The organism is Brevibacterium sp. LAARM2_SD2, assembly GCF_057364785.1.
Map to the genome: position 1 here is coordinate 64,959 of NZ_JBNFOM010000017.1, position 18,331 is coordinate 83,289.

The 18,331-nt window shown below is 68.2% G+C and carries 17 protein-coding genes; 11 read left to right on the forward strand and 6 right to left on the reverse strand.

Going from position 1 to position 18,331, the window contains the following annotated elements:
• Positions 1-64: 64 nt before the first annotated feature.
• The 6 genes from AC2W7K_RS11950 to AC2W7K_RS11975 form a co-directional block, all read right to left on the reverse strand.
• Entirely contained in the window at positions 65-610 is a 546-nt protein-coding gene (locus AC2W7K_RS11950; protein WP_198500649.1) for a hypothetical protein, read from the reverse strand.
• Positions 610-1,230 carry a DUF2617 family protein gene (locus AC2W7K_RS11955; RefSeq protein WP_198500650.1) on the reverse strand — a complete coding sequence of 207 codons (621 nt, stop codon included), beginning with the start codon at positions 1,228-1,230 and terminating at the stop codon, positions 610-612. The genes AC2W7K_RS11950 and AC2W7K_RS11955 overlap by 1 nt, the downstream gene beginning before the upstream one ends.
• Entirely contained in the window at positions 1,230-1,853 is a 624-nt protein-coding gene (locus AC2W7K_RS11960; RefSeq protein WP_232623846.1) for a DUF4178 domain-containing protein, read from the reverse strand. The genes AC2W7K_RS11955 and AC2W7K_RS11960 overlap by 1 nt, the downstream gene beginning before the upstream one ends.
• 43 nt (positions 1,854-1,896) lie before the next feature.
• Positions 1,897-2,937, reverse strand: a complete 1,041-nt coding sequence (locus AC2W7K_RS11965; RefSeq protein ID WP_198500651.1) for a GNAT family N-acetyltransferase — start codon at positions 2,935-2,937, stop codon at positions 1,897-1,899.
• Positions 2,938-3,020: 83 nt separating this feature from the next.
• Entirely contained in the window at positions 3,021-3,215 is a 195-nt protein-coding gene (locus AC2W7K_RS11970) for a hypothetical protein (protein ID WP_198500652.1), read from the reverse strand.
• On the reverse strand, positions 3,215-3,904 hold the full coding sequence (locus AC2W7K_RS11975) for a DUF1707 SHOCT-like domain-containing protein (RefSeq protein ID WP_198500653.1): 690 nt from the start codon (positions 3,902-3,904) through the stop codon (positions 3,215-3,217). The genes AC2W7K_RS11970 and AC2W7K_RS11975 overlap by 1 nt, the downstream gene beginning before the upstream one ends.
• Positions 3,905-4,044: 140 nt before the next feature.
• On the opposite strand from AC2W7K_RS11975, the gene AC2W7K_RS11980 reads away from it, so the two are divergent.
• The 11 genes from AC2W7K_RS11980 to AC2W7K_RS12030 all read left to right on the forward strand — a co-directional run.
• Positions 4,045-7,761 (forward strand): DNA polymerase III subunit gamma and tau, encoded by a 3,717-nt coding sequence (locus AC2W7K_RS11980; protein WP_198500654.1) that lies wholly within the window; start codon positions 4,045-4,047, stop codon positions 7,759-7,761.
• A gap of 5 nt (positions 7,762-7,766) precedes the next feature.
• Complete coding sequence (recR, locus tag AC2W7K_RS11985; protein WP_137825126.1) at positions 7,767-8,363, forward strand: recombination mediator RecR; 597 nt, start codon at positions 7,767-7,769, stop codon at positions 8,361-8,363.
• A gap of 214 nt (positions 8,364-8,577) precedes the next feature.
• On the forward strand, positions 8,578-9,198 hold the full coding sequence (locus tag AC2W7K_RS11990; RefSeq protein WP_198500656.1) for a hypothetical protein: 621 nt from the start codon (positions 8,578-8,580) through the stop codon (positions 9,196-9,198).
• On the forward strand, positions 9,198-9,455 hold the full coding sequence (locus AC2W7K_RS11995) for a helix-turn-helix domain-containing protein (RefSeq protein ID WP_198500657.1): 258 nt from the start codon (positions 9,198-9,200) through the stop codon (positions 9,453-9,455). The genes AC2W7K_RS11990 and AC2W7K_RS11995 overlap by 1 nt, the downstream gene beginning before the upstream one ends.
• 211 nt (positions 9,456-9,666) lie before the next feature.
• Complete coding sequence (locus tag AC2W7K_RS12000; protein ID WP_137825063.1) at positions 9,667-10,986, forward strand: aspartate kinase; 1,320 nt, start codon at positions 9,667-9,669, stop codon at positions 10,984-10,986.
• A complete protein-coding gene (locus AC2W7K_RS12005; protein ID WP_198500658.1) occupies positions 10,983-12,035 on the forward strand; it encodes an aspartate-semialdehyde dehydrogenase in 1,053 nt (350 codons plus the stop codon). Before AC2W7K_RS12000 ends, AC2W7K_RS12005 begins: the two co-directional genes overlap by 4 nt.
• A gap of 144 nt (positions 12,036-12,179) precedes the next feature.
• A complete protein-coding gene (locus AC2W7K_RS12010) occupies positions 12,180-13,247 on the forward strand; it encodes a metal ABC transporter solute-binding protein, Zn/Mn family (protein ID WP_198500659.1) in 1,068 nt (355 codons plus the stop codon).
• The gene (locus AC2W7K_RS12015) at positions 13,247-14,212 is read left to right on the forward strand and encodes a metal ABC transporter ATP-binding protein (protein ID WP_232623847.1); all 966 of its coding nucleotides are present in this window, start codon (positions 13,247-13,249) and stop codon (positions 14,210-14,212) included. Before AC2W7K_RS12010 ends, AC2W7K_RS12015 begins: the two co-directional genes overlap by 1 nt.
• Positions 14,209-15,123 (forward strand): metal ABC transporter permease, encoded by a 915-nt coding sequence (locus AC2W7K_RS12020; RefSeq protein WP_198500660.1) that lies wholly within the window; start codon positions 14,209-14,211, stop codon positions 15,121-15,123. Before AC2W7K_RS12015 ends, AC2W7K_RS12020 begins: the two co-directional genes overlap by 4 nt.
• 10 nt (positions 15,124-15,133) lie before the next feature.
• Positions 15,134-16,036, forward strand: a complete 903-nt coding sequence (locus AC2W7K_RS12025) for a metallophosphoesterase (RefSeq protein ID WP_198500661.1) — start codon at positions 15,134-15,136, stop codon at positions 16,034-16,036.
• Positions 16,037-16,127: 91 nt separating this feature from the next.
• Positions 16,128-18,331: transglycosylase domain-containing protein (locus tag AC2W7K_RS12030; RefSeq protein ID WP_486006223.1), on the forward strand; the 2,204-nt coding region annotated here is incomplete at its 3' end.

Consider the following 18,331-nt stretch of genomic DNA (forward strand, 5'->3'; position numbering starts at 1 on the left):
CCGAGGTGGTTCGACCGGCCGGGGCGGCGCCTCGGGGTCGTGCCGCTCCTCTGGGTCGTGCCGCTCATTTGCCCGACCCCGGTCCGCCGCCGCGGAAGTTCGAGCCGTCCCCGTAGTTCGACCCGGTTCCGCCCGAGCCGCCGCCGAAGAAGAACGGGAAGAAGAAGAATCCTCCGCCGCCGGAGCGGGAGGCGTCGCATCCGACGTAGTCGTAGTTGTCGCCGTTCTTCACGTAGTCGCCCTGGCCGGGGTTCTCCACGTACTGGTTGTCGACGAGGTCGTAGTCCCCGCAGTTCGCGCCGCCCGAACTGCTCCCGCAGCTCTGGAACATCATCGCGACGAGGAGGAGGACGACGACGAGTCCGATGACGGCGCCGCAGCCGAAGCGGCGCGGCTTCCTCCCCGAGCCCCCACCCGAGCTTCCGCCGCCCCGTCCACCGGGGCCATTGCCGAAGGGACCGTTGCCGACGGGGCCGTTGCCACCTGGTCCGCCGCCCCGTCCGCCGGGGCCGTTGTCGAAGGGCCCGCCTCCGAACCGGTTGCCGCGGTTGTGCTCGGCGTCGAAGTCGAAGGAGCCGCCGCCGGTGGAGATGTTCGGATTGTTCGACATCACCGCCCACCCCTCGCCGAGGCGGTCGCCGGCTCCGGTGCGCCCGTGAGCGCGGTCGTCGTGCGGACGATCTCCGCGTGCTGCGGGTAGACGTGCCACGTCTCCCACGCGAGGTGGCCCTGGCCGGCGGTCGTGAGCGCGAGTGCGGTGAGCGCATCGCGGTCACCGGGGAACCGGGCGATGACGTGACGGTCATGGGCGCGGACACGATCGTGCACCTCGGCGACGGACGTGCGGAACTCCGCCGGATGCGCCGTGCGGGTGCACCGGAACTCATGGCGGGTCAACCCGGCCCACGCACCACGGGTCCGCACCGGGGCATCCCAGCTCGGCAGGGCCGTGACGGTGGTCGGTGCTTGAGCCGGCACCTCGGCCGGCGGGCACGCGAAGGTTTCGATGAGGAGGTCACGGGCCGCGGTGGCGAGGATGACCTGATGCGAGGAGCCGATGACGTGGAGCTCGAGCCGCAGCCCCGCACCGGTGACGCCCGCCGGCTGAAGGTCGACGATCTCACTGGCCAGCGGCGCGATCCGCGGACGGTCCAGGGAGAACCGGAGGTCGTCGGCGCTCGTGTCGGCGAAGGGGACGTCGACGGTGACGTGAGGGGCGGTCAGGCTCATCAGCTGCTCGAGTAGATCGTGAAGGAGCCGACGGGGACGGGTTCGCCGGTGCTGACCTCCCAGCGGCCGTGGTCGAAGCGCTCGAACGCCAGCAGCTTCCCGTCGGGGGACTCGTAGTCGACGTAGTCGAGGCCGCCCTTCTCGTTGAGCCCCGTCGTGCCCTCGGAGCGGTAGGTGGCGGTGCCGTGTTCGACGAGGCTGTAGTCGGTGCCGTCGATCGTGATCGACTTCGACGTCGGTTCGATGTCGAGGTCGGGTCGGTCGCGCCAGCGCGAGACCTGGAGGTCGGGGTCGTGCTCGACGGTCAGCCACAGGCGGGTCGCGGAGTCGTCGGACTGGAAGAAGTGCTCAGCCCAGTCGTAGCCGCCCTCGGAGATCCGCAGGGTGCCGCGCACGAAGTACTTCTCATTGCCGAACTCGAGGAGGTCGCCGGCCTTGATCTGGGCGGGGTCGCCGCCGGTGTTCTGGTCGGCGGCGAAGGGGTCGCGCGGGGTGCTCGGGGCAGAGTTCCGCGCCTCGCGCTCCCTCTGCGCCTTCTTCGCCCGCGACCGCACGATGAGGATCGTGACGATGACGACGATGATGAAGACGACGATCATGATGATGACGTTGGAGGAGGACACGGTAGCCTGCTTCGCTTCGATAGCCGGTGCGGTCAGAGTCAGTCTAATCGACAACCGGGCTTTCGAGAGCGGTCATCGTGTCGGCGACGACGAAGCCGAGCTCTGCGTTGAGCGCGAGCATCGCCTCATTGTCCGTGGCCGTGTACGTCTGCAGCCAGCGGACCGCGGCGGCCTCCGGGAGGTCGTGGAGCTGGCGCAGGTTCGCGATCTTCAGCGCCCGCCCGATGCCGCGGCCGCGGTACGCGCGGTCGACGAGGGTGTCCTCCTGGACGGCGATCTCCGGGGCGTGCCGGGAGACCATGATCTCCGTGTACCCGACGGCCAGCGGCTCGTCCCCGGTCATCTCCGCCATCGAGCTGACGAGGACCCAGCCCTGTTCGTCCATCCGCTCCTCATGGCTGCGGATCGCGGCGACGTCGGCGTGGTGGTCGGTGCGGGTGAGAGCGCCGAGGGGGACGTCCTCGTCCATCTGCTTGCGCAGGGTCGCCCACGCCTCGACGAGCTCCTCGGGGCACATGCCGATCCACGAGACGATCGACCAGTCGGGGTCGGGGTGGACCTCGGTGGGATCGGCGGGACCGACGTCGGGGGCCGGAGCGGCTCGGGACTTGTAGCGGTTGGCGTCGGCGTCGAGATAGGCGGGCAGGTCGAGGAGCAGACGCTGCTCGGCGTTGCCGACGTGCATGCCGCGGGATTCGGCGAAGGCGATGCCGGCAGGCGAATAGGTCTCCGTCTGGACGATCGTCGCCGCGGAGTCGCGGAGGATCCCATCGACCGCCTCGGCGATCGTCGTGCCGTGGCCCTGCCGGCGGTGGGCGGGGAGGACGGCGAGTTCGACGAGGGCGGGGGAGTCGGAGACGAGGGTGATCTCCGCCCCGCCGATCGCCTCGTCGCCGAGGCGGGCGAGCAGGGCGATGTCGGTCCTGTCGTGGCGGGGGTGGGCGAACTGGACGAGCATCGACTCCTCGCTCTGCCACCACACGGCGGTTCGATCGTCCGTGTAGCCCTCGCGCATGATCGTCAGCCACTGCCTGAGACCGTCGGCGTCGTCGGCGTCGAGGCGGGTCACGATGAGCTCAGCCATGCAATGAGTGCATCATGTGACGCGTGCCATTGCAAGGGTTATCCCCGGTCAGGTGGGGTGTTCGGGCAAATGCCCTTGCCGTGTCAGCGGTCCTTCGGGCCTGGGTGCGTGGGGCCCTTTCCGGGACGCTGCTCGCCGTCGTGGCCGTCCTTGGGCAGGCGGGAGCCGATGTGCGTGCCCGGCTTCGTCATCACCCGGTGGACGAGGAAGAAGCCCACGCTGAAGACGATGACGATGGCGATCGTGAGGAAGATGATGGCGCCGAGTCCCGGAGGCATCACTTGGCCAATCGCCGGCGGTCGAAGAAGTTCGCGTACCGGGCGCGGAAGCTGCCCATCCCGATCGACCCGCCGACGACGATGGTCGGGGCGCGTCCGGTGGGCACCGCGTCGACGAGGGTCTTGACCGAACCCCACGACTTCGAGAGATCCTCGACGTTGACGGCCCAGTCCTCGGGGACGACGACGATGAGCGAGCCCATCCCGGCGACGACCTCGATGTCGATCGTCGCCAGCGTCGTGTCGGCCTCGAGGAAGTTGAGCTCGATGTTCGACATCGACGGTTCGGCCCGGATGTAGGGCGGGACCTGCCAGCGGCCTCGGCGGTGCTCGGACTCCCACGTCGCCTTGACGACGAGCGGATCGGACGGATCCCAGCCGCGGGTCTGCTGATGGGGCGGGAGCCGGCGGGCCGGTGCGGAGGGCGGGGTTCGGCGGGCCACCTCGGTGCGGGGACGGTAGCGCTCCGAGGGCAGCTGAGTCGTGAGATCGGAGAGGACCTCATCGAGGTCGATGGGGAACTTCGCGCGCTGGACGAGCTCCATCCTCTCGTCGAGCTCCTCGACGGTGATCCGGCCGTCCCCGGCGGCTTCGCGCAGCATCTCGATCGCCTCGTCGCGCTCCTTGTGCCCGATCCGGAAGGTGCGGGCGGGATCGGAGTCCTCGGGCGGAGAGACGGCGTCGGTCATACGCACTATCGTGCCCGACATGGGGCCAGGGTCACAACGGGGACCGGTTCACAACGGGGACCGGGGCGAGGGACCGGTCGACGGACTGGTTGGCGACGATGACCGTGTCCTACGTCAGGGGGTGGCATTAGGCTTGTCCTGTGTCCACCGCACTGTACAGACGTTACCGCCCAGAGACCTTCGACGAGGTCATCGGTCAGGAGCATGTGACCGAGCCGCTCAAGGCCGCGATCGAACGCGGTCGCATCAATCATGCCTACCTGTTCTCGGGGCCGCGCGGCTGCGGAAAGACCACCTCGGCGCGAATCCTCGCGCGCTGTCTCAACTGCGAGAAGGGGCCGACCCCGATTCCGTGCGGTGAGTGCCCGAGCTGCCGCGACCTCGCCAACGGAGGACCCGGGTCGCTCGATGTCGTCGAGATCGACGCGGCCAGCCACAACGGCGTCGATGATGCCCGTGACCTGCGCGAACGCGCGATCTATGCGCCGGCCCGCGACCGGTACAAGGTGTTCATCCTCGACGAGGCGCACATGGTGACCTCGCAGGGCTTCAACGCTCTGCTCAAGATCGTCGAGGAGCCGCCGCCGCACATCAAGTTCATCTTCGCGACGACCGAACCCGAGAAGGTCATCGGGACGATCCGGTCGCGGACCCACCACTACCCGTTCCGGCTCGTGCCGCCCGAGGCGCTGGGGAACTATCTCGAAGAGCTCTGCGCGCGGGAGAACGTCCAGGTGGACAAGGGCGTGCTGCCGCTCGTCGTGCGTGCCGGCGGCGGGTCGGTGCGAGACACGCTGTCCGTGCTCGACCAGCTCATCGCGGGGTCCGGGCCCAACGGCGTCGACTATGCGACGGCGGTGGCGCTGCTCGGCTACACGCCGGACTCTCTGCTCAGCGACATCGTCGACGCGTTCTCCGCCGGGGACGGTGCAGGCGTCTACCGGGCGATCGAGCGCGTCATCGAATCGGGGCAGGATCCGCGGCGGTTCGTCGAGGACCTGCTCGAGCGGATGCGCGATCTCATCGTCATCCATGCCGCTCCCGAGGCCGCGCATGCGTTCCTGCCCGAGGTGCCGCCGGACCGTCTTGAGCGCCTCACCCTGCAGGCGCGCGGGTTCGGCCAGGCCGAGCTCTCCCGTGCCGCGGACATCCTCAACCAGGGCCTGACGGAGATGTCGGGGGCGACCTCGCCGCGGCTCCAGCTCGAGCTCATCTGCGCCCGCATCCTCCTGCCCGCCACCACCCGCAGCCGCGATGCCGTGCTCAGCCGCGTCGAGCGGATGGAGCGCCGGATCGGCATGTCCGCCTCCGGGTCGGGTGGGACGATTCCGCAGGCTCCCGTGCAGGCTGTTCCGCAGACTCCCGCCGAGGCGGTCGGTCCGGGTGCCGGGGCTGCCGGTCAAGGCGGTGCGCCGGTTGGTGACGGTCGGTCGGGTGCGCCGGTTAGTGGCGGCCAGGGCGGTGCCGGTGGTCAGGGTGGTGCGCCGGCTGGTGCCGGCGGTGGCGGGTCGGCGCAGGGCGCTGGGCCTTTCACGGATTCCGCCCCTGACGATTTCGACGAGCTCACCGCGATCGCGGCGGCGGCCGAATCCATGCTCAATGACGTGCCGGCGGCGGACTCCGCTCCGCACGCGGGTTCCGCTCCCGAACCGGGGTCGGCTCCTGCTGGGAACTCATCTCCTGCTGGCAACTCTGCTCCTGAACGCTTCGCGTCCGAGAACCCTGCTCCCGGAGGAGAGGGGGCTCGTAGCTCGAGCGGTGCCCCGGCGGGCCACAGGACGAATGCGGATCATCACGGATCACCTCGTCCCGGGTCGAACGCGCCGTCCGAGCGCAGGTCGTCCGAGTTCGGACCTGCCGAGCATGGGCCAACCGGGCGCGGGTCTGCCGACGCGCGGTCCGCTGACTCGCCTCCCAATGACCCGCGATCTGCCGACTCGCGATCTGCCGACCCGCGACAGGGTCAACCGCAGCAGTCGGCCGAGCAGCCCCAACAATCGGCAGGTCGGCCACAGCAGGACGCGCCGATGCACGCGCACCCGGGACCGCAGGGTCCCGGCGACAGTCAGCGCTCTGGTTCGCCGGAATCCGCTCGACAGAGCGACGGTGGCGAGCAGCGTTCCACGACTCAGCCGGCCGATTCTCGGCCCGCGTCGCCGTCTGCCGATCGTCCGTCGCACCCTGATGTTCAGCGCCCTGACCCGGTCGCCGACGAGAGTTCAGCGAATTCGGCACCGGCGGCATCGGGTGCCGGAGCCGGCGGCATCGGCGGAGAGATCGAAGCGATCCGTCGCGCCTGGCCGAGCATCCTCGCAGCGGTGGAGAAGCGCAGCCGCCTGACCCGCGCGATCATCGCTGCGAATGCGATCCCTCAGTCTTTCGCCGACGGCGTCGTCTACCTCGGCTTCAACAACGCCGGTTCGGTCCAGGGGTTCCAGCAGCGCGACCACGCGGCGAAGCTCGCCATGGCGATCAACGATGTCCTCGGCATCGAGGCTCGCATCGACATCGGCGACGTCGGACGCATCGGCGGCAATCAGGGCGGGAACTCAGGCGGACACGACCAGTCCGGACATGGCCTGAACCCGGCCGGCGGCAACCGCGGGCCGAGTGCTGACTTCCGGCGGCCGAGCCCGCAGGAGGTCGCCGCTGTCGTCGGGACCCGCGAGGTCGACAAGCCCCAGGTCGACCATGAGAAGTTCTGGGAGACCGGCGACTCGCCGCAGGGTCCCTGGTCCTCCGACGACGAGGAGGGGGAATCACCGGCTCAATCGGGTGCGTCGGAGAACTCTGCCGAGGCAGAGGACGCCGCCGATTCGACCCCCGCGGCACCCTCCGCTGACGAGCCGACTTCCGTTGACCGGTCGACTTCAGCCGACGATCCGGCCGCAGGAGTCGACACGGAATCCACCCCGGCCGATCCCGATTCGACCGCTGTGGCCCCCGTCGCTGACGGACTGGTCGGAGGCGTCGATTCCGCTTCCGCTCAGTCTGATTCCGCTCCGGCTGATCCGGACACCGGCGCTGCTCCCGTCGATCACGGTGTTGCTGCCGTCGACTCCGACATCGTCGTTCCCGACCTGTCCGATGAGGACTTCTTCGGTCCGCCCACGACCGGTGCCGGCCTCGGCGCCCCGGACGGCGGAGACTCAGCCATCGGAGAAGCAGCGTCGTCAGCGGTCGCGACGAACGCTGCGACGGACTCGCGAGCCGACGAGAACAGCACTGCGAGTTGGACTGATTCCGGGACTGGGGCCGGTGCTTCGACGTCTGCCGCCGATGAGTCGGCCGATGAGCCGATGGAGTACGTCCAACCACGGTGGGAAGAACCCGTCTGGCACGATGCGCCGCAGCGTTCGGGTCCAGCAGCCGCGGACGTCGACTCGACGAGTGCCGGCAGCGGTGCCGTCGACGTCGGGGCTGTCGTCGTGCCTCCTCCCGAGGACGACGATCTCGACTACCTCGGCGCGTATGCAGATCCCGATGTCGACTTCAGCGGACAGGGCAGTGCGGGCCAGCCGGCGCCGAATTCGACTCCCACGCCGGCCCCGACGGGAGGCGCCGGTGCGGTGAAGCCCTTCAAATCCCGCTTCGCCGCGATCGCCGAGCGCCACGGCATGGACACCGGCGGTTCGGTCGCACAGAACCCGCGCGGTGATGTCGGCGCGCCTGCCAGCCAGGCGCCAGGTGGCTTCGCCCCACAGCGCGCCGCCGCCCCGGAACCCTCGTCCACCGGGTCGATGGAGGACGAGTATGATCCGGAAACGGACCTCGACATCTCCGACGCCCCGCAGGTCGGGGTCTCGGTGATCGCCAAGGTCCTCGGCGGAGAGATCATCGATGAGAGAGACGTATGAGCGCAGTGTATGAAGGTGCCCTCCAGGACCTGGTCGAGGAATTCGGCAAGCTCCCGGGCATCGGGCCCAAGTCGGCCCAGAGGCTGGCGTTCCACATCCTCCAGGCCGACTCCGGCGATGTGAACGCGCTCGCCCAGGCGCTGAGCGCGGTGAAGAAGCGCGTGCGCTTCTGTGAGATCTGCGGCAACGTCTCCGAGGAGGCCGAGTGCACGGTCTGCCAGGATCCGCGTCGCGATCGCACGATGATCTGCGTCGTCGAAGAGCCCAAGGACGTCGTCGCCATCGAGCGCACGCGCGAGTACCGGGGCCTCTACCACGTCCTCGGCGGAGCGATCGATCCGATGGCGGGCATCGGGCCCGACAACCTGCGGATCAAGGAGCTCATGCCCCGTCTCCAGGACAGCGAGGTCGACGAGGTCGTCATCGCCACCGACCCGAACCTCGAGGGCGAGGCGACGGCGACCTACCTCGTGCGTCTGCTCGGCACCCTCGGTGTCACGGTCACCCGCCTGGCTTCCGGCCTTCCTGTCGGCGGCGATCTCGAGTACGCCGACGAGGTCACCCTCGGCCGGGCGTTCTCCGGCCGCCGCGAGATCGACTGAGCAGATTCCGCCGCGGCAGGCGTCCGCGACGGCACCCACGATCGGTCAGCAACGGCGGCTGTGACGCCACATGACTCCTCAGAATCCCTTGACTCCCGAGTGCGCACGGTGCAACATATTGATTATCGATATATCGATGATCGATAAGGTGACACGTGTTGCCCGGCAGCGGGATTCCGGACGTGTCCAGGTGATCACGAGAGCGGAGGCAGTGATGGAAGAGAACGCTCGACGACGCGAACCGGACGAACGAAAAGGGCTGCCCGCTGGAGGGGTGTTCCTCATCGCCTTCGCTCCCGGCATCTACGCCGTCTATCTGATCGGCCTCTTCGTCGCAGGGATCGTGCGATCCGAGATCACCGTACGGTTCGATCTGTCGAATTCGGACGTCGCCTCACTCGATCTCGCTGGCCATTCGGCGAATCTCAGCGGCCTCACGCAGGTCACGCTGTCAACCGGAGATCTGGCGACGGAGACGATGGTGTTCCTCATCATCGCGAAGCTCTCGCTGGTCCTCACACTCCTCGGCGCAGCAGTCGCCCTCGTTCCGGTGGTCAGGGCGATCTCGGCGGGCAATCCATTCACCCCTGCGGCTCTCCGGGCTCTGGGCGTTCTCAACTGGGTGCTCATGGGCGGCATCATCACGTACTTCATTTCGACGACTCTTGGGACGAATCTCGCCTCCCGAGATCTCAACATCGCGGACGAAGTGGGCTCCAGTGCGTCGATTGCGCAGACGTACGTCATCGTCGGCATCGTCGGCGTCATCGAGCTCCTCCGACGCAGCTTCGTCTCCGGGCGGAAGGCACAGGAAGAGCTCGAGGGGCTCGTCTGATGCCGGCCGACCTCGGCGAGGGGCGCGTGGTCTGCCATCTCGACGCGCTGCTCGTTCAGAGGGAGATGACGCTCACCGAACTGTCGAATGCCGTCGGCGTTTCGCTCGCCAACCTGTCGGTGCTCAAGAACAACCGCGCGAAGGCGATCCGGTACTCGACGCTCGTCGCCCTCTGCGCCGCGCTCGACTGCCAGCCGGGCGACATCTTCACCGTCGTTCCCTCCTCCCGGCCGCCGGCCGAGCCGGGCCAGGGATGACGCCACCTCGCGCCGCGGACACCGACACCCCGAAAGATGAGACGACTGTCTGCATGACGGGCACCCCCACGAGCGGCGGGAGCCACCTCCTACAATGGTGGGGACGCCGGTTCGCCGACGCCGCCTGCACGTACGAGCATCATCGCGGGCATCGGCACCGCGAGAGCATCGACCGGCGCAGTCCGCACACGCGAACAGGAAGAGACTTTCAGTGAGCATTGTCGTCCAGAAGTTTGGCGGGTCCTCCGTTGCCGACGCCGAGTCGGTCAAACGGGTGGCCCAACGCATCGTCGAATACCGGCAGGCCGGCCACGAGGTGGTCGTGGTGGTGTCGGCGATGGGGGACAGCACGGACGACCTCATCGACCTCGCCCAGCAGGTCTCCCCGCTGCCGCCGGCCCGCGAACTCGACATGCTGCTCACCGCCGGTGAGCGGATCTCCATGGCCGTGCTCGCGATGGCGATCGCCAACCTCGGCTTCGAGGCCCAGTCCTTCACCGGTTCGCAGGCCGGCGTCATCACCGACGAGCAGTTCGGCAAGGCGCGGATCATCGACGTCACGCCCGGCCGCATCCGCTCCGCCCTCGACGACGGCAACATCGCCATCGTCGCGGGCTTCCAGGGAGTGAGCCAGACGGCGAAGAACATCACGACGCTCGGCCGTGGCGGCTCGGACACGACCGCAGTCGCACTCGCGGCCGCGCTCGGCGCCGATGTCTGCGAGATCTACACCGACGTCGACGGCGTCTTCACCGCCGACCCGCGCATCGTCTCGACAGCGCGCAAGATCGACGAGATCGGGTTCGAGGAGATGATGGAGATGGCCGCCTCGGGGGCCAAGGTCCTCATGCTCCGCTGCGTCGAATACGCTCGCCGCTACGACGTGCCCGTCCACGTGCGCTCGTCGTTCTCCCGCAAACAGGGCACCTGGGTCACCGACTCGCCCGTCCCCGAAGCATTTCTGCCGGCACGCAGTGCGAAGGCAGCGGAATCAGAAACGGAGTCCACCATGGAACAGGCAATCATCTCCGGTGTCGCCCACGATCGCTCGGAGGCCAAGGTCACGATCGTCGGCGTGCCCGACATCCCCGGCAAGGCGGCGGAGATCTTCAAGACGATCGCCGGCCAGGAGATCGACATCGACATGATCGTCCAGAACATCTCCACCCGGGAGCCCGGCAAGACCGACATCTCCTTCACCCTGCCGAAGACGGACGGGTCGAAGGCGATCGAGGCCCTCGACGCCGCCAAGGCGAAGATCGGCTTCGACCAGGTCCGCTACGACGACCAGATCGGCAAGCTCTCCGTCGTCGGCGCCGGCATGCGCTCCCACCCGGGTGTGACCGCGACGCTCTTCGAAGCGCTCAGCGACGCTCAGGTCAACATCGACATGATCTCCACCTCGGAGATCCGCATCAGCGTCGTCACCAGGGCCGACCTGCTCGACGACGCCGTCCGCGCCGCACACGCGGCGTACGGACTCGACAGTGACGAAGACGAAGCAGTGGTCTACGGAGGGACAGGACGATGAGCGTTTCAATCGGAGTGGTCGGAGCAACCGGCCAGGTGGGCGGGGTCATGCTCGACCTCCTCGCCGATGATCCCGGGTTCGAGATCGACACCCTGCGCCTCTTCGCCTCGGCGCGCTCGGCCGGCAAGGTCGTCGAATTCCAGGGCCGTGAGATCGTCGTCGAGGATGCCGCCGAGGCGGACCCGACCGGTCTCGACATCGCCCTGTTCTCCGCCGGCGGAGCGACCTCCCGGGCGCAGGCCGAGCGCTTCGCCGCGGCCGGGGTCATCGTCGTCGACAACTCCTCGGCGTGGCGCTCGGACCCCGAGGTCCCACTCGTCGTCAGCGAGGTCAACCCCGGCGCCCTCGACTCCGTGCCCAAGGGGATCATCGCGAACCCCAACTGCACGACGATGGCCGCGATGCCCGTGCTCAAGGCCCTCGACGCCGAGGCGGGGCTCAAGCGCCTCATCGTCGCGACCTACCAGGCGGTGTCCGGCTCGGGTCTCAGCGGCGTCGAGGAGCTCGCCGGTCAGCTCGAAGCCGGCGTCGCCGATGCCCGCAAGCTCACCCGCGACGGCAGTGCCGTCGACCTTCCTGCGCCGGACAACTACGTCGAGCCCATCGCCTTCAACGTCCTGCCGCTGGCGGGCAGCATCGTCGACGACGGTGAGCTCGAGACCGACGAGGAGAAGAAGCTGCGCAACGAGAGCCGGAAGATCCTCGACCTTCCCGACCTCCTCGTCGCCGGCACGTGCGTGCGCGTGCCCGTGTTCACCGGGCACAGCCTGAGCATCCACGCGGAATTCGACGGAGACATCACCCCCGAACGCGCCACGGAGATCCTCAGCAGCGCCCCCGGTGTCGTCCTCGATGAAGTGCCCACCCCGCTCAAGGCGGCCGGGAACGACCCGAGCTACGTCGGGCGCATCCGCGCCGACCAGTCGGCACCCGCGGGCAAGGGGCTCGTGCTCTTCGTCTCGAACGACAACCTGCGCAAGGGCGCGGCGCTCAACACCGTGCAGATCGCGGCGCTCCTCGCCGAGAAGCTCGCGTCCCAGGCAGCCTGAGCGCGGAGCGCCCGATGAGCGCTGGTGGCAACCTGAGCTGACGCATAAACAGGTTGCTATATATAAATATTTATATTAGTGGCGGGCCCTTCGGCTGAGTAGTGTGAGCGACAGCAACGCTCCCCTGCAACCGAAAGGCCCGCCATGCGCTTGTCCCGTCTTCCCCTCCGCAGCGGGGCGATCCTGCTCTCCTGCGGCCTGCTGCTCGCCGGGTGCGGAGGCGGTTCGGCCACGGGGTCGAGCGAACTCTCGATCGTCACCTCGACGAACGTCTACGCCGACATCGTCTCCCAGGTCGCCGGCGATGCGGCGAACGTGACCGCGATCATCGACGACCCCAACCAGGATCCCCACTCGTATGAGGCGACGACGCGGGACCGGCTCAAGCTCTCCAAGGCCGACCTCGTCGTCATCAACGGCGGCGGGTACGACAGCTTCATGACGACGATGCTCGAGGCCTCCGACGCGACCCCGGAGATCATCGACGTCGTCGCGATCTCCGGACTGCCCGGCTCCGAGGACGTCAGCAGCGCGCCCCATTCCCACGGTGACGGCGAGGATGAGTCTGCGGGCGGCGAGCACACCGGGCACACCGAAGCCGACGGTCATGATGCCGACGGCGACAGCCACGAGGGCCACGACCACGGCGAGGCCGGCCATGAGGGTCACGACCACGGCGAGTTCAACGAACACCTCTGGTACTCGGTGCCGACGATGGTCAGGCTCGTCGACGACGTCGCCGTCCACCTCGGCGAAGCCCTGCCGGAGCGCGAGGACGACATCGCCGCGAACGCCGAGGCCTACAAGGAGCAGCTCGGCGGACTCGAGACGACGATCGACGCGATCAGGACCGACCACGGGGGCGACAAGGTCGCGACGACCGAACCCGTCCCGCTGTGGCTCTTCGACGACATGGGGCTTGACAACATCACGAGTCCGGAGTTCCTCGCCGCCGTCGAGGAGGGCAATGATGTGCCGCCGCTCGTGCTCAAGGACGCCGAGGAGCAGATCTCCTCCCGGGAGGCGGTCCTCCTCGGATACAACACCCAGGCAGCGGGACCGCAGGCCGAACAGCTCAAGGCCACAGCCGAATCCTCGGACGTCCCCGTCGTCGACCTCGCCGAGACGATGCCCACAGGCGCGCAGTACACCGATTGGATCGGGGAGAGCATCGACGCGATCTCCCAGGCACTCGAAGGACACGATCACTGATGAACCCTGAGACGAACACGGCCGCCCTGCCGCAGAGCATCGCCACCGCACCGGGCGCGCCGCCTTCCGGCGGGGACGGTGCGGAGGTCAGACAGGCACCGGTCATCGAAGTCCACGATGCCGAGCTGCGCTTCGGCGACCGGGTGCTCTGGCACGACCTCAATCTCGAGGTCGCGCCGGGGGAGTTCCTCGCCGTCCTCGGCCCCAACGGGACGGGGAAGACGACGCTGCTCAAGGTCCTCCTCGGCGAACATCAGCTCCACCACGGCAGCGCGGAGATCGACGGCCGGCCGATCCACGCGGGCAACCCGGCGATCGGCTACATCCCACAGCAGCGGGGAATCGACCCGCACACCCCGATGCGCGGACGCGACATCGTGCGGATGGGCATCGACGGCTACCGGTGGGGGCCGGGATGGCCGTCGAGGAAGCGGCGGAAGCACGTCGACGAACTCCTCGCCGCCGTCGGCGCGACCGCCTACGCCGACGCCCCGGCCGGCACGCTGTCCGGGGGAGAGCTGCAGCGGCTGCGCGTCGCGCAGGCCCTGGCGAGCAACCCTTCGGTGCTCCTGTGCGACGAACCCCTGCTCTCCCTCGACATGCACCATCAGCAGGTCGTCGCCGGTCTCATCAACGAACAGCGTGACACGCGCAACGCCGCCGTCCTCTTCGTCACCCATGAGATCAACCCGATCCTGCCCTACGTTGACCGCGTCCTCTACATCGTGGGCGGGCATTTCCTCATCGGCACCCCCGCCGAGGTGATGACCACCGAATCGCTCACCCGGCTCTACGGCTCACCCGTCGAGGTCGTCCGCGTCGGCGGGCGCCTCATCGTCGTCGGCGGCGAGGACGAGTGCATCGACCACCACGTCCACCCCGGCCACCACGCCGGCGGCGAGACCGCGGACACGGGTGCTGCGGCACACCCGGGTGCCGCGGCGAGCCGAGGAGCGCACCGATGACCGTCACCGAGATCTTCGGCAGCCTGTTCTCCTTCGAGGACTACGGCGAACTCGTCGCCCTGCTCGCCAACTCGCTCATCGCCGCCGGCCTCCTCGGCGTCGTCGGCGGCCTCATCAGCGTCTTCGTCATGGCCCGTGACATCCCCTTCGCCGTCCACGGGATCTCCGAGCTCTCCTTCGCCGGCGCTGCGTTCGCCCTCCTCGTCGGCTTCGACGTCGTCACCGGGTCGATCGTCGGTTCGATCCTCGCGGCCCTCATCATCGGCGTCGGCGGAGCCAGAGCCTCGGAGAAGAACGCGATCATCGGCGTGCTCATGCCCTTCGGGCTCGGCCTGGCGATCCTCTTCCTCGCCCTCTACGACGGTCGCTCGGCGAGCAAGTTCGGGCTGCTCACCGGTCAGATCGTCGCGATCACCCCGGGCCAGATCACCACGCTCGTCGTCTCTGCGCTCATCGTCCTCGCCGTCCTCGCGTTCGTCTGGCGCCCGCTCCTCTTCGCCAGCCTCGACCCCGAGGTCGCGCGGGCGAAGGGGGTCCCCGTCTCCGTGCTCACGATCGTCTTCATGCTCACCCTCGGCCTCGCCGTGGCCCTGAGCGTCCAGATCGTCGGGGTCCTCCTCGTCCTCGCCCTCCTCATCACCCCGGCCGCCGCGGCCACCCAGGTCTCGGCGTCACCGGTGTGGGTCCCGGTGCTCAGCGTGATCTTCGCGGTCACCGCCTCGGTGGGCGGCATCCTCATCGCCCTCGGCTCACCCGTGGTCCCGATCAGCCCGTTCGTCACGACGATCTCCTTCCTCATCTACCTCGTCTGCCGGGTCATCGGCCACCGCCGCTTCACCGCGCTGCACCGTCGGCGGGTTGCGCGGGCAGGCAGGGCTCGAACGTCGGCTGAGCCTGCGGCGACCGCCTAGACTGGGGCGAATGAAGAAACGCGCACTTGTCGCCGGCGCCCTCGCCGTCCCCGCGGCCGCCGGCATCTGGGGAGCGGGCATCGAACCCCACCTCTTCACCGTCCGCCGCCACACCCTGCCGCTGCTGCCGGCCGGTGCCGAGCCGATCCGCATCCTCCACGTCGCCGACCTCCACCTCACCTCGTGGCAGAGGCATCGTGCCGCGTGGGTGGCGGGCCTGACGAGACTCGAGCCCGACCTCGTCGTCAACACCGGAGACAACCTCTCCGCCGACATCGTGCCGACCGTCCTCGACGTCTTCGACGGCCTGCTCGATGTCCCCGGCGTCTTCGTCCTCGGATCCAACGACTTCTTCTCCCCGCAGGCGAAGAATCCCGCGAAGTACCTGCGCTCGCCCTCGGAGGTCAAGCACCGCACCGAACCCGATCTCGACGTCAGGTCCCTGGTCCGCGGGTTCGAGGACCGCGGGTGGGTGTTCCTCGACAACGCCGAGGCGGTGCTGGAGATCCGGGGGACCCGCATCGGCTTCGCGGGGCTCGGCGATGCCCACATCGATCGTGACCGGATCCGCCTCGACGCCGCCGGCGAGCTGGTCTTCCCGCGCTTCGATGCCGCGGCGGAGCTGACGATCGGCGTCACGCACGCCCCCTACTCCCGAACCCTGGAGGCGTTCGCCTCGGCGGGAGCCGACCTCATCATGGCCGGACACACCCACGGCGGTCAGATCCGGGTGCCGTTCTGGGGTGCGCCGGTGACGAACTGCGACCTCGATCGGACACGGGCGCGCGGAGTGTTCCCATATCGTGATGCAACCGTCGAGATCTCCGCCGGCCTCGGGTTCTCACCGTTCTCACCGGTGCGTTTCGCCTCACCACCGGAAGTCGCACTGCTCACCCTGGTGCCCCGCCCCTAGGGTTTTCACCGTTCTTTGAGTGAGCGCTCATCTGCGGTTGGTTAAACTTGGTTTCATGGTGTCTCCTGAGTCAAATGCTGAACCGACCAAGATGGCGGCCTTCCTCCAGTTCGTCGCGGTGAGCGCGGTGGCTGGAATCGTGGCCGCCGGTCTTGCCATCCCCGGAGTCGGTGTCGCCACCGCCAGCGCGAACAGCGCGGTCGACATCTTCAACGCCCTTCCCGCGACCCTCGAGGAACGCGACCTCGGCGAGAAGTCGACGATGCTCGCAGCCGACGGCTCGAAGATCGCCGACTTCTACTGGCAGAACCGCGTCGAGGTTCCCCTCGAGGAGATCTCGCAGCCGATGCAGGACGCGACGATCTCCGTCGAGGACTACCGGTTCTTCGACCACGGCGGCATCGACCTCGAGGGCATCGCCCGCGCGGCCGTGCACAACATGGTCTCCTCGACGACGCAGGGCGGATCGACGCTGACTCAGCAGTACGTGAAGAACGTGCTGGCGGAGAACGCCAACGCGGAGTCGAACCAGGCAGGCATCGACGCCGCGAAGGAGTCGGAGGGCACCGCCGGCTACGCACGCAAGCTCCGTGAGGCCAAACTCGCCGTGGCGGTCGAGAACAAGTACAGCAAGCAGGAGATCCTCAACCGCTACCTCAACATCAACAACTACTCGGGTTCGCCGAACGTCTACGGCGTTCAGGCCGCCGCGTATCGGTACTGGGGCATCGACGCCAAGGACCTCAACATCCAGCAGTCGGCGATGCTCGCCGGCATCGTCCAGAATCCTGCGGCGTTCAACCCGCAGCGATTCCCCGACGCCGTGCTCGAACGTCGCAACGTCGTGCTCGGACAGATGCTCAAGTACGGCCACATCACGCAGGCGGAGTACGACGAGGCGGTCAAGACGGGCCTCGACCTCAACCTCCAGGAGACGCCGAACGGCTGTTCCGCCGCTGAGAACAACGCGGAGTTCTTCTGTGACTATGTCACCAACGTCATCAAGAACGACGAATCCTTCGGCGAGACCGTCGAAGACCGACTCGCGCTCCTGCAGCGCGGCGGTCTGACGATCACGACGAGCCTCAACCCCGACATCCAGAAGATCGCGGACAAAGAGGTCAAGAAGCGCGTTCCCGTCGGCGATCCCTCGGGTGCCGGCCACGCGCTGGTGACGGTCGAACCCGGCACCGGCGAGGTCATCGCCATGGCCGAGAACCGTGAGTACACGGTCGGGGAGGTCAGCGAAGAGGACAAGAACACCAAGACGAGCATCAACTACACCGTCGACAAGAAGCACAATGGCGGTGGTGGGTTCCAAGTCGGATCGACATGGAAGCCGTTCGTGCTCGCGACATGGCTCAAGGAGGGCAAGAGCCTCAACGCGACGGTGAATGCGACGAAGCGCAACTTCCCGGCGAGCTCCTGGAAGTACAGCGGTTGCCCCGCGATGGGCGGCGACTGGGATCCGAACAACGCCGGTGACGGCGGCGGCAACGGCTCGATGTCCGTGCTCGAGGCGACCAAGAAGTCCGTCAACACCGGTTACGCCGCGATCGGCAACCAGCTCAACATGTGCGAGATCATGAACACCGCGACGGATCTCGGCATCCGCTACGGCAGCGGCGCACCGCTGGACCAGGCTGACGACGCCGGCTTCATCCAGGCGCTCTCGCCCTCGTCGATCCTCGGAACGACGGAGACGACCCCGATCGCCATGGCGGCCGCGTTCGCGACGTTCGCCAACGACGGAGAGTTCTGCGGCCCGAAGCCGATCCTCGAGATCACCGACCGCAACGGCAAGAACATGGACGTCCCCGGTGAGGGCTGCAAGCAGGTGCTCGACAAGGACGTCGCCCGCGGCGTCGCGTACGCACTGTCGCAGACGTTCAACGGCGGCACGACGAGCAGCCTCGGCATCGGCGTTCCGGCCGGCGCGAAGACCGGTACGACGAACTTCGAGGTCGGCCACACCTGGCTGCTCGGCTTCACGAAGACCCTGTCGACGGCCGTGTGGACCGGTGACCCCAGCGGTACCCGCGACTGGCGCAAGAACAGCAAGGGCAAGGTCCGCGGTCAGATCTACGGTGCGACGATCTCCGGTAAGACCTGGCAGTCGTACATGAGCAAGGCCGTGAAGTACACGAAGGGCAACACCGGGTTCCCCAAGCCCAGCTCGAAGTACTTCCAGGGCGGCGGCAGCGGCGGTGGATCCGGCAGCGGCGGCAGCTCGAACGGCGGCGGTGGAGGCACCGGCGGCGGAGGCGGAGGCGGCGGCACCGGTGGCGGTGGCGG

Coding starts and splice junctions, on each gene's coding strand:
- AC2W7K_RS11950 (WP_198500649.1), bottom strand. CDS start 610: ATGTCGAACAATCCGAACATCTCCACCGGCGGCGGCTCCTTCGACTTC.
- AC2W7K_RS11955 (WP_198500650.1), bottom strand. CDS start 1,230: ATGAGCCTGACCGCCCCTCACGTCACCGTCGACGTCCCCTTCGCCGAC.
- AC2W7K_RS11965 (WP_198500651.1), bottom strand. CDS start 2,937: ATGGCTGAGCTCATCGTGACCCGCCTCGACGCCGACGACGCCGACGGT.
- AC2W7K_RS11970 (WP_198500652.1), bottom strand. CDS start 3,215: ATGCCTCCGGGACTCGGCGCCATCATCTTCCTCACGATCGCCATCGTC.
- AC2W7K_RS11975 (WP_198500653.1), bottom strand. CDS start 3,904: ATGACCGACGCCGTCTCTCCGCCCGAGGACTCCGATCCCGCCCGCACC.
- AC2W7K_RS11990 (WP_198500656.1), top strand. CDS start 8,578: ATGGAAGAGAACGCTCGACGACGCGAACCGGACGAACGAAAAGGGCTG.
- AC2W7K_RS11995 (WP_198500657.1), top strand. CDS start 9,198: ATGCCGGCCGACCTCGGCGAGGGGCGCGTGGTCTGCCATCTCGACGCG.
- AC2W7K_RS12005 (WP_198500658.1), top strand. CDS start 10,983: ATGAGCGTTTCAATCGGAGTGGTCGGAGCAACCGGCCAGGTGGGCGGG.
- AC2W7K_RS12010 (WP_198500659.1), top strand. CDS start 12,180: ATGCGCTTGTCCCGTCTTCCCCTCCGCAGCGGGGCGATCCTGCTCTCC.
- AC2W7K_RS12015 (WP_232623847.1), top strand. CDS start 13,247: ATGAACCCTGAGACGAACACGGCCGCCCTGCCGCAGAGCATCGCCACC.
- AC2W7K_RS12020 (WP_198500660.1), top strand. CDS start 14,209: ATGACCGTCACCGAGATCTTCGGCAGCCTGTTCTCCTTCGAGGACTAC.
- AC2W7K_RS12025 (WP_198500661.1), top strand. CDS start 15,134: ATGAAGAAACGCGCACTTGTCGCCGGCGCCCTCGCCGTCCCCGCGGCC.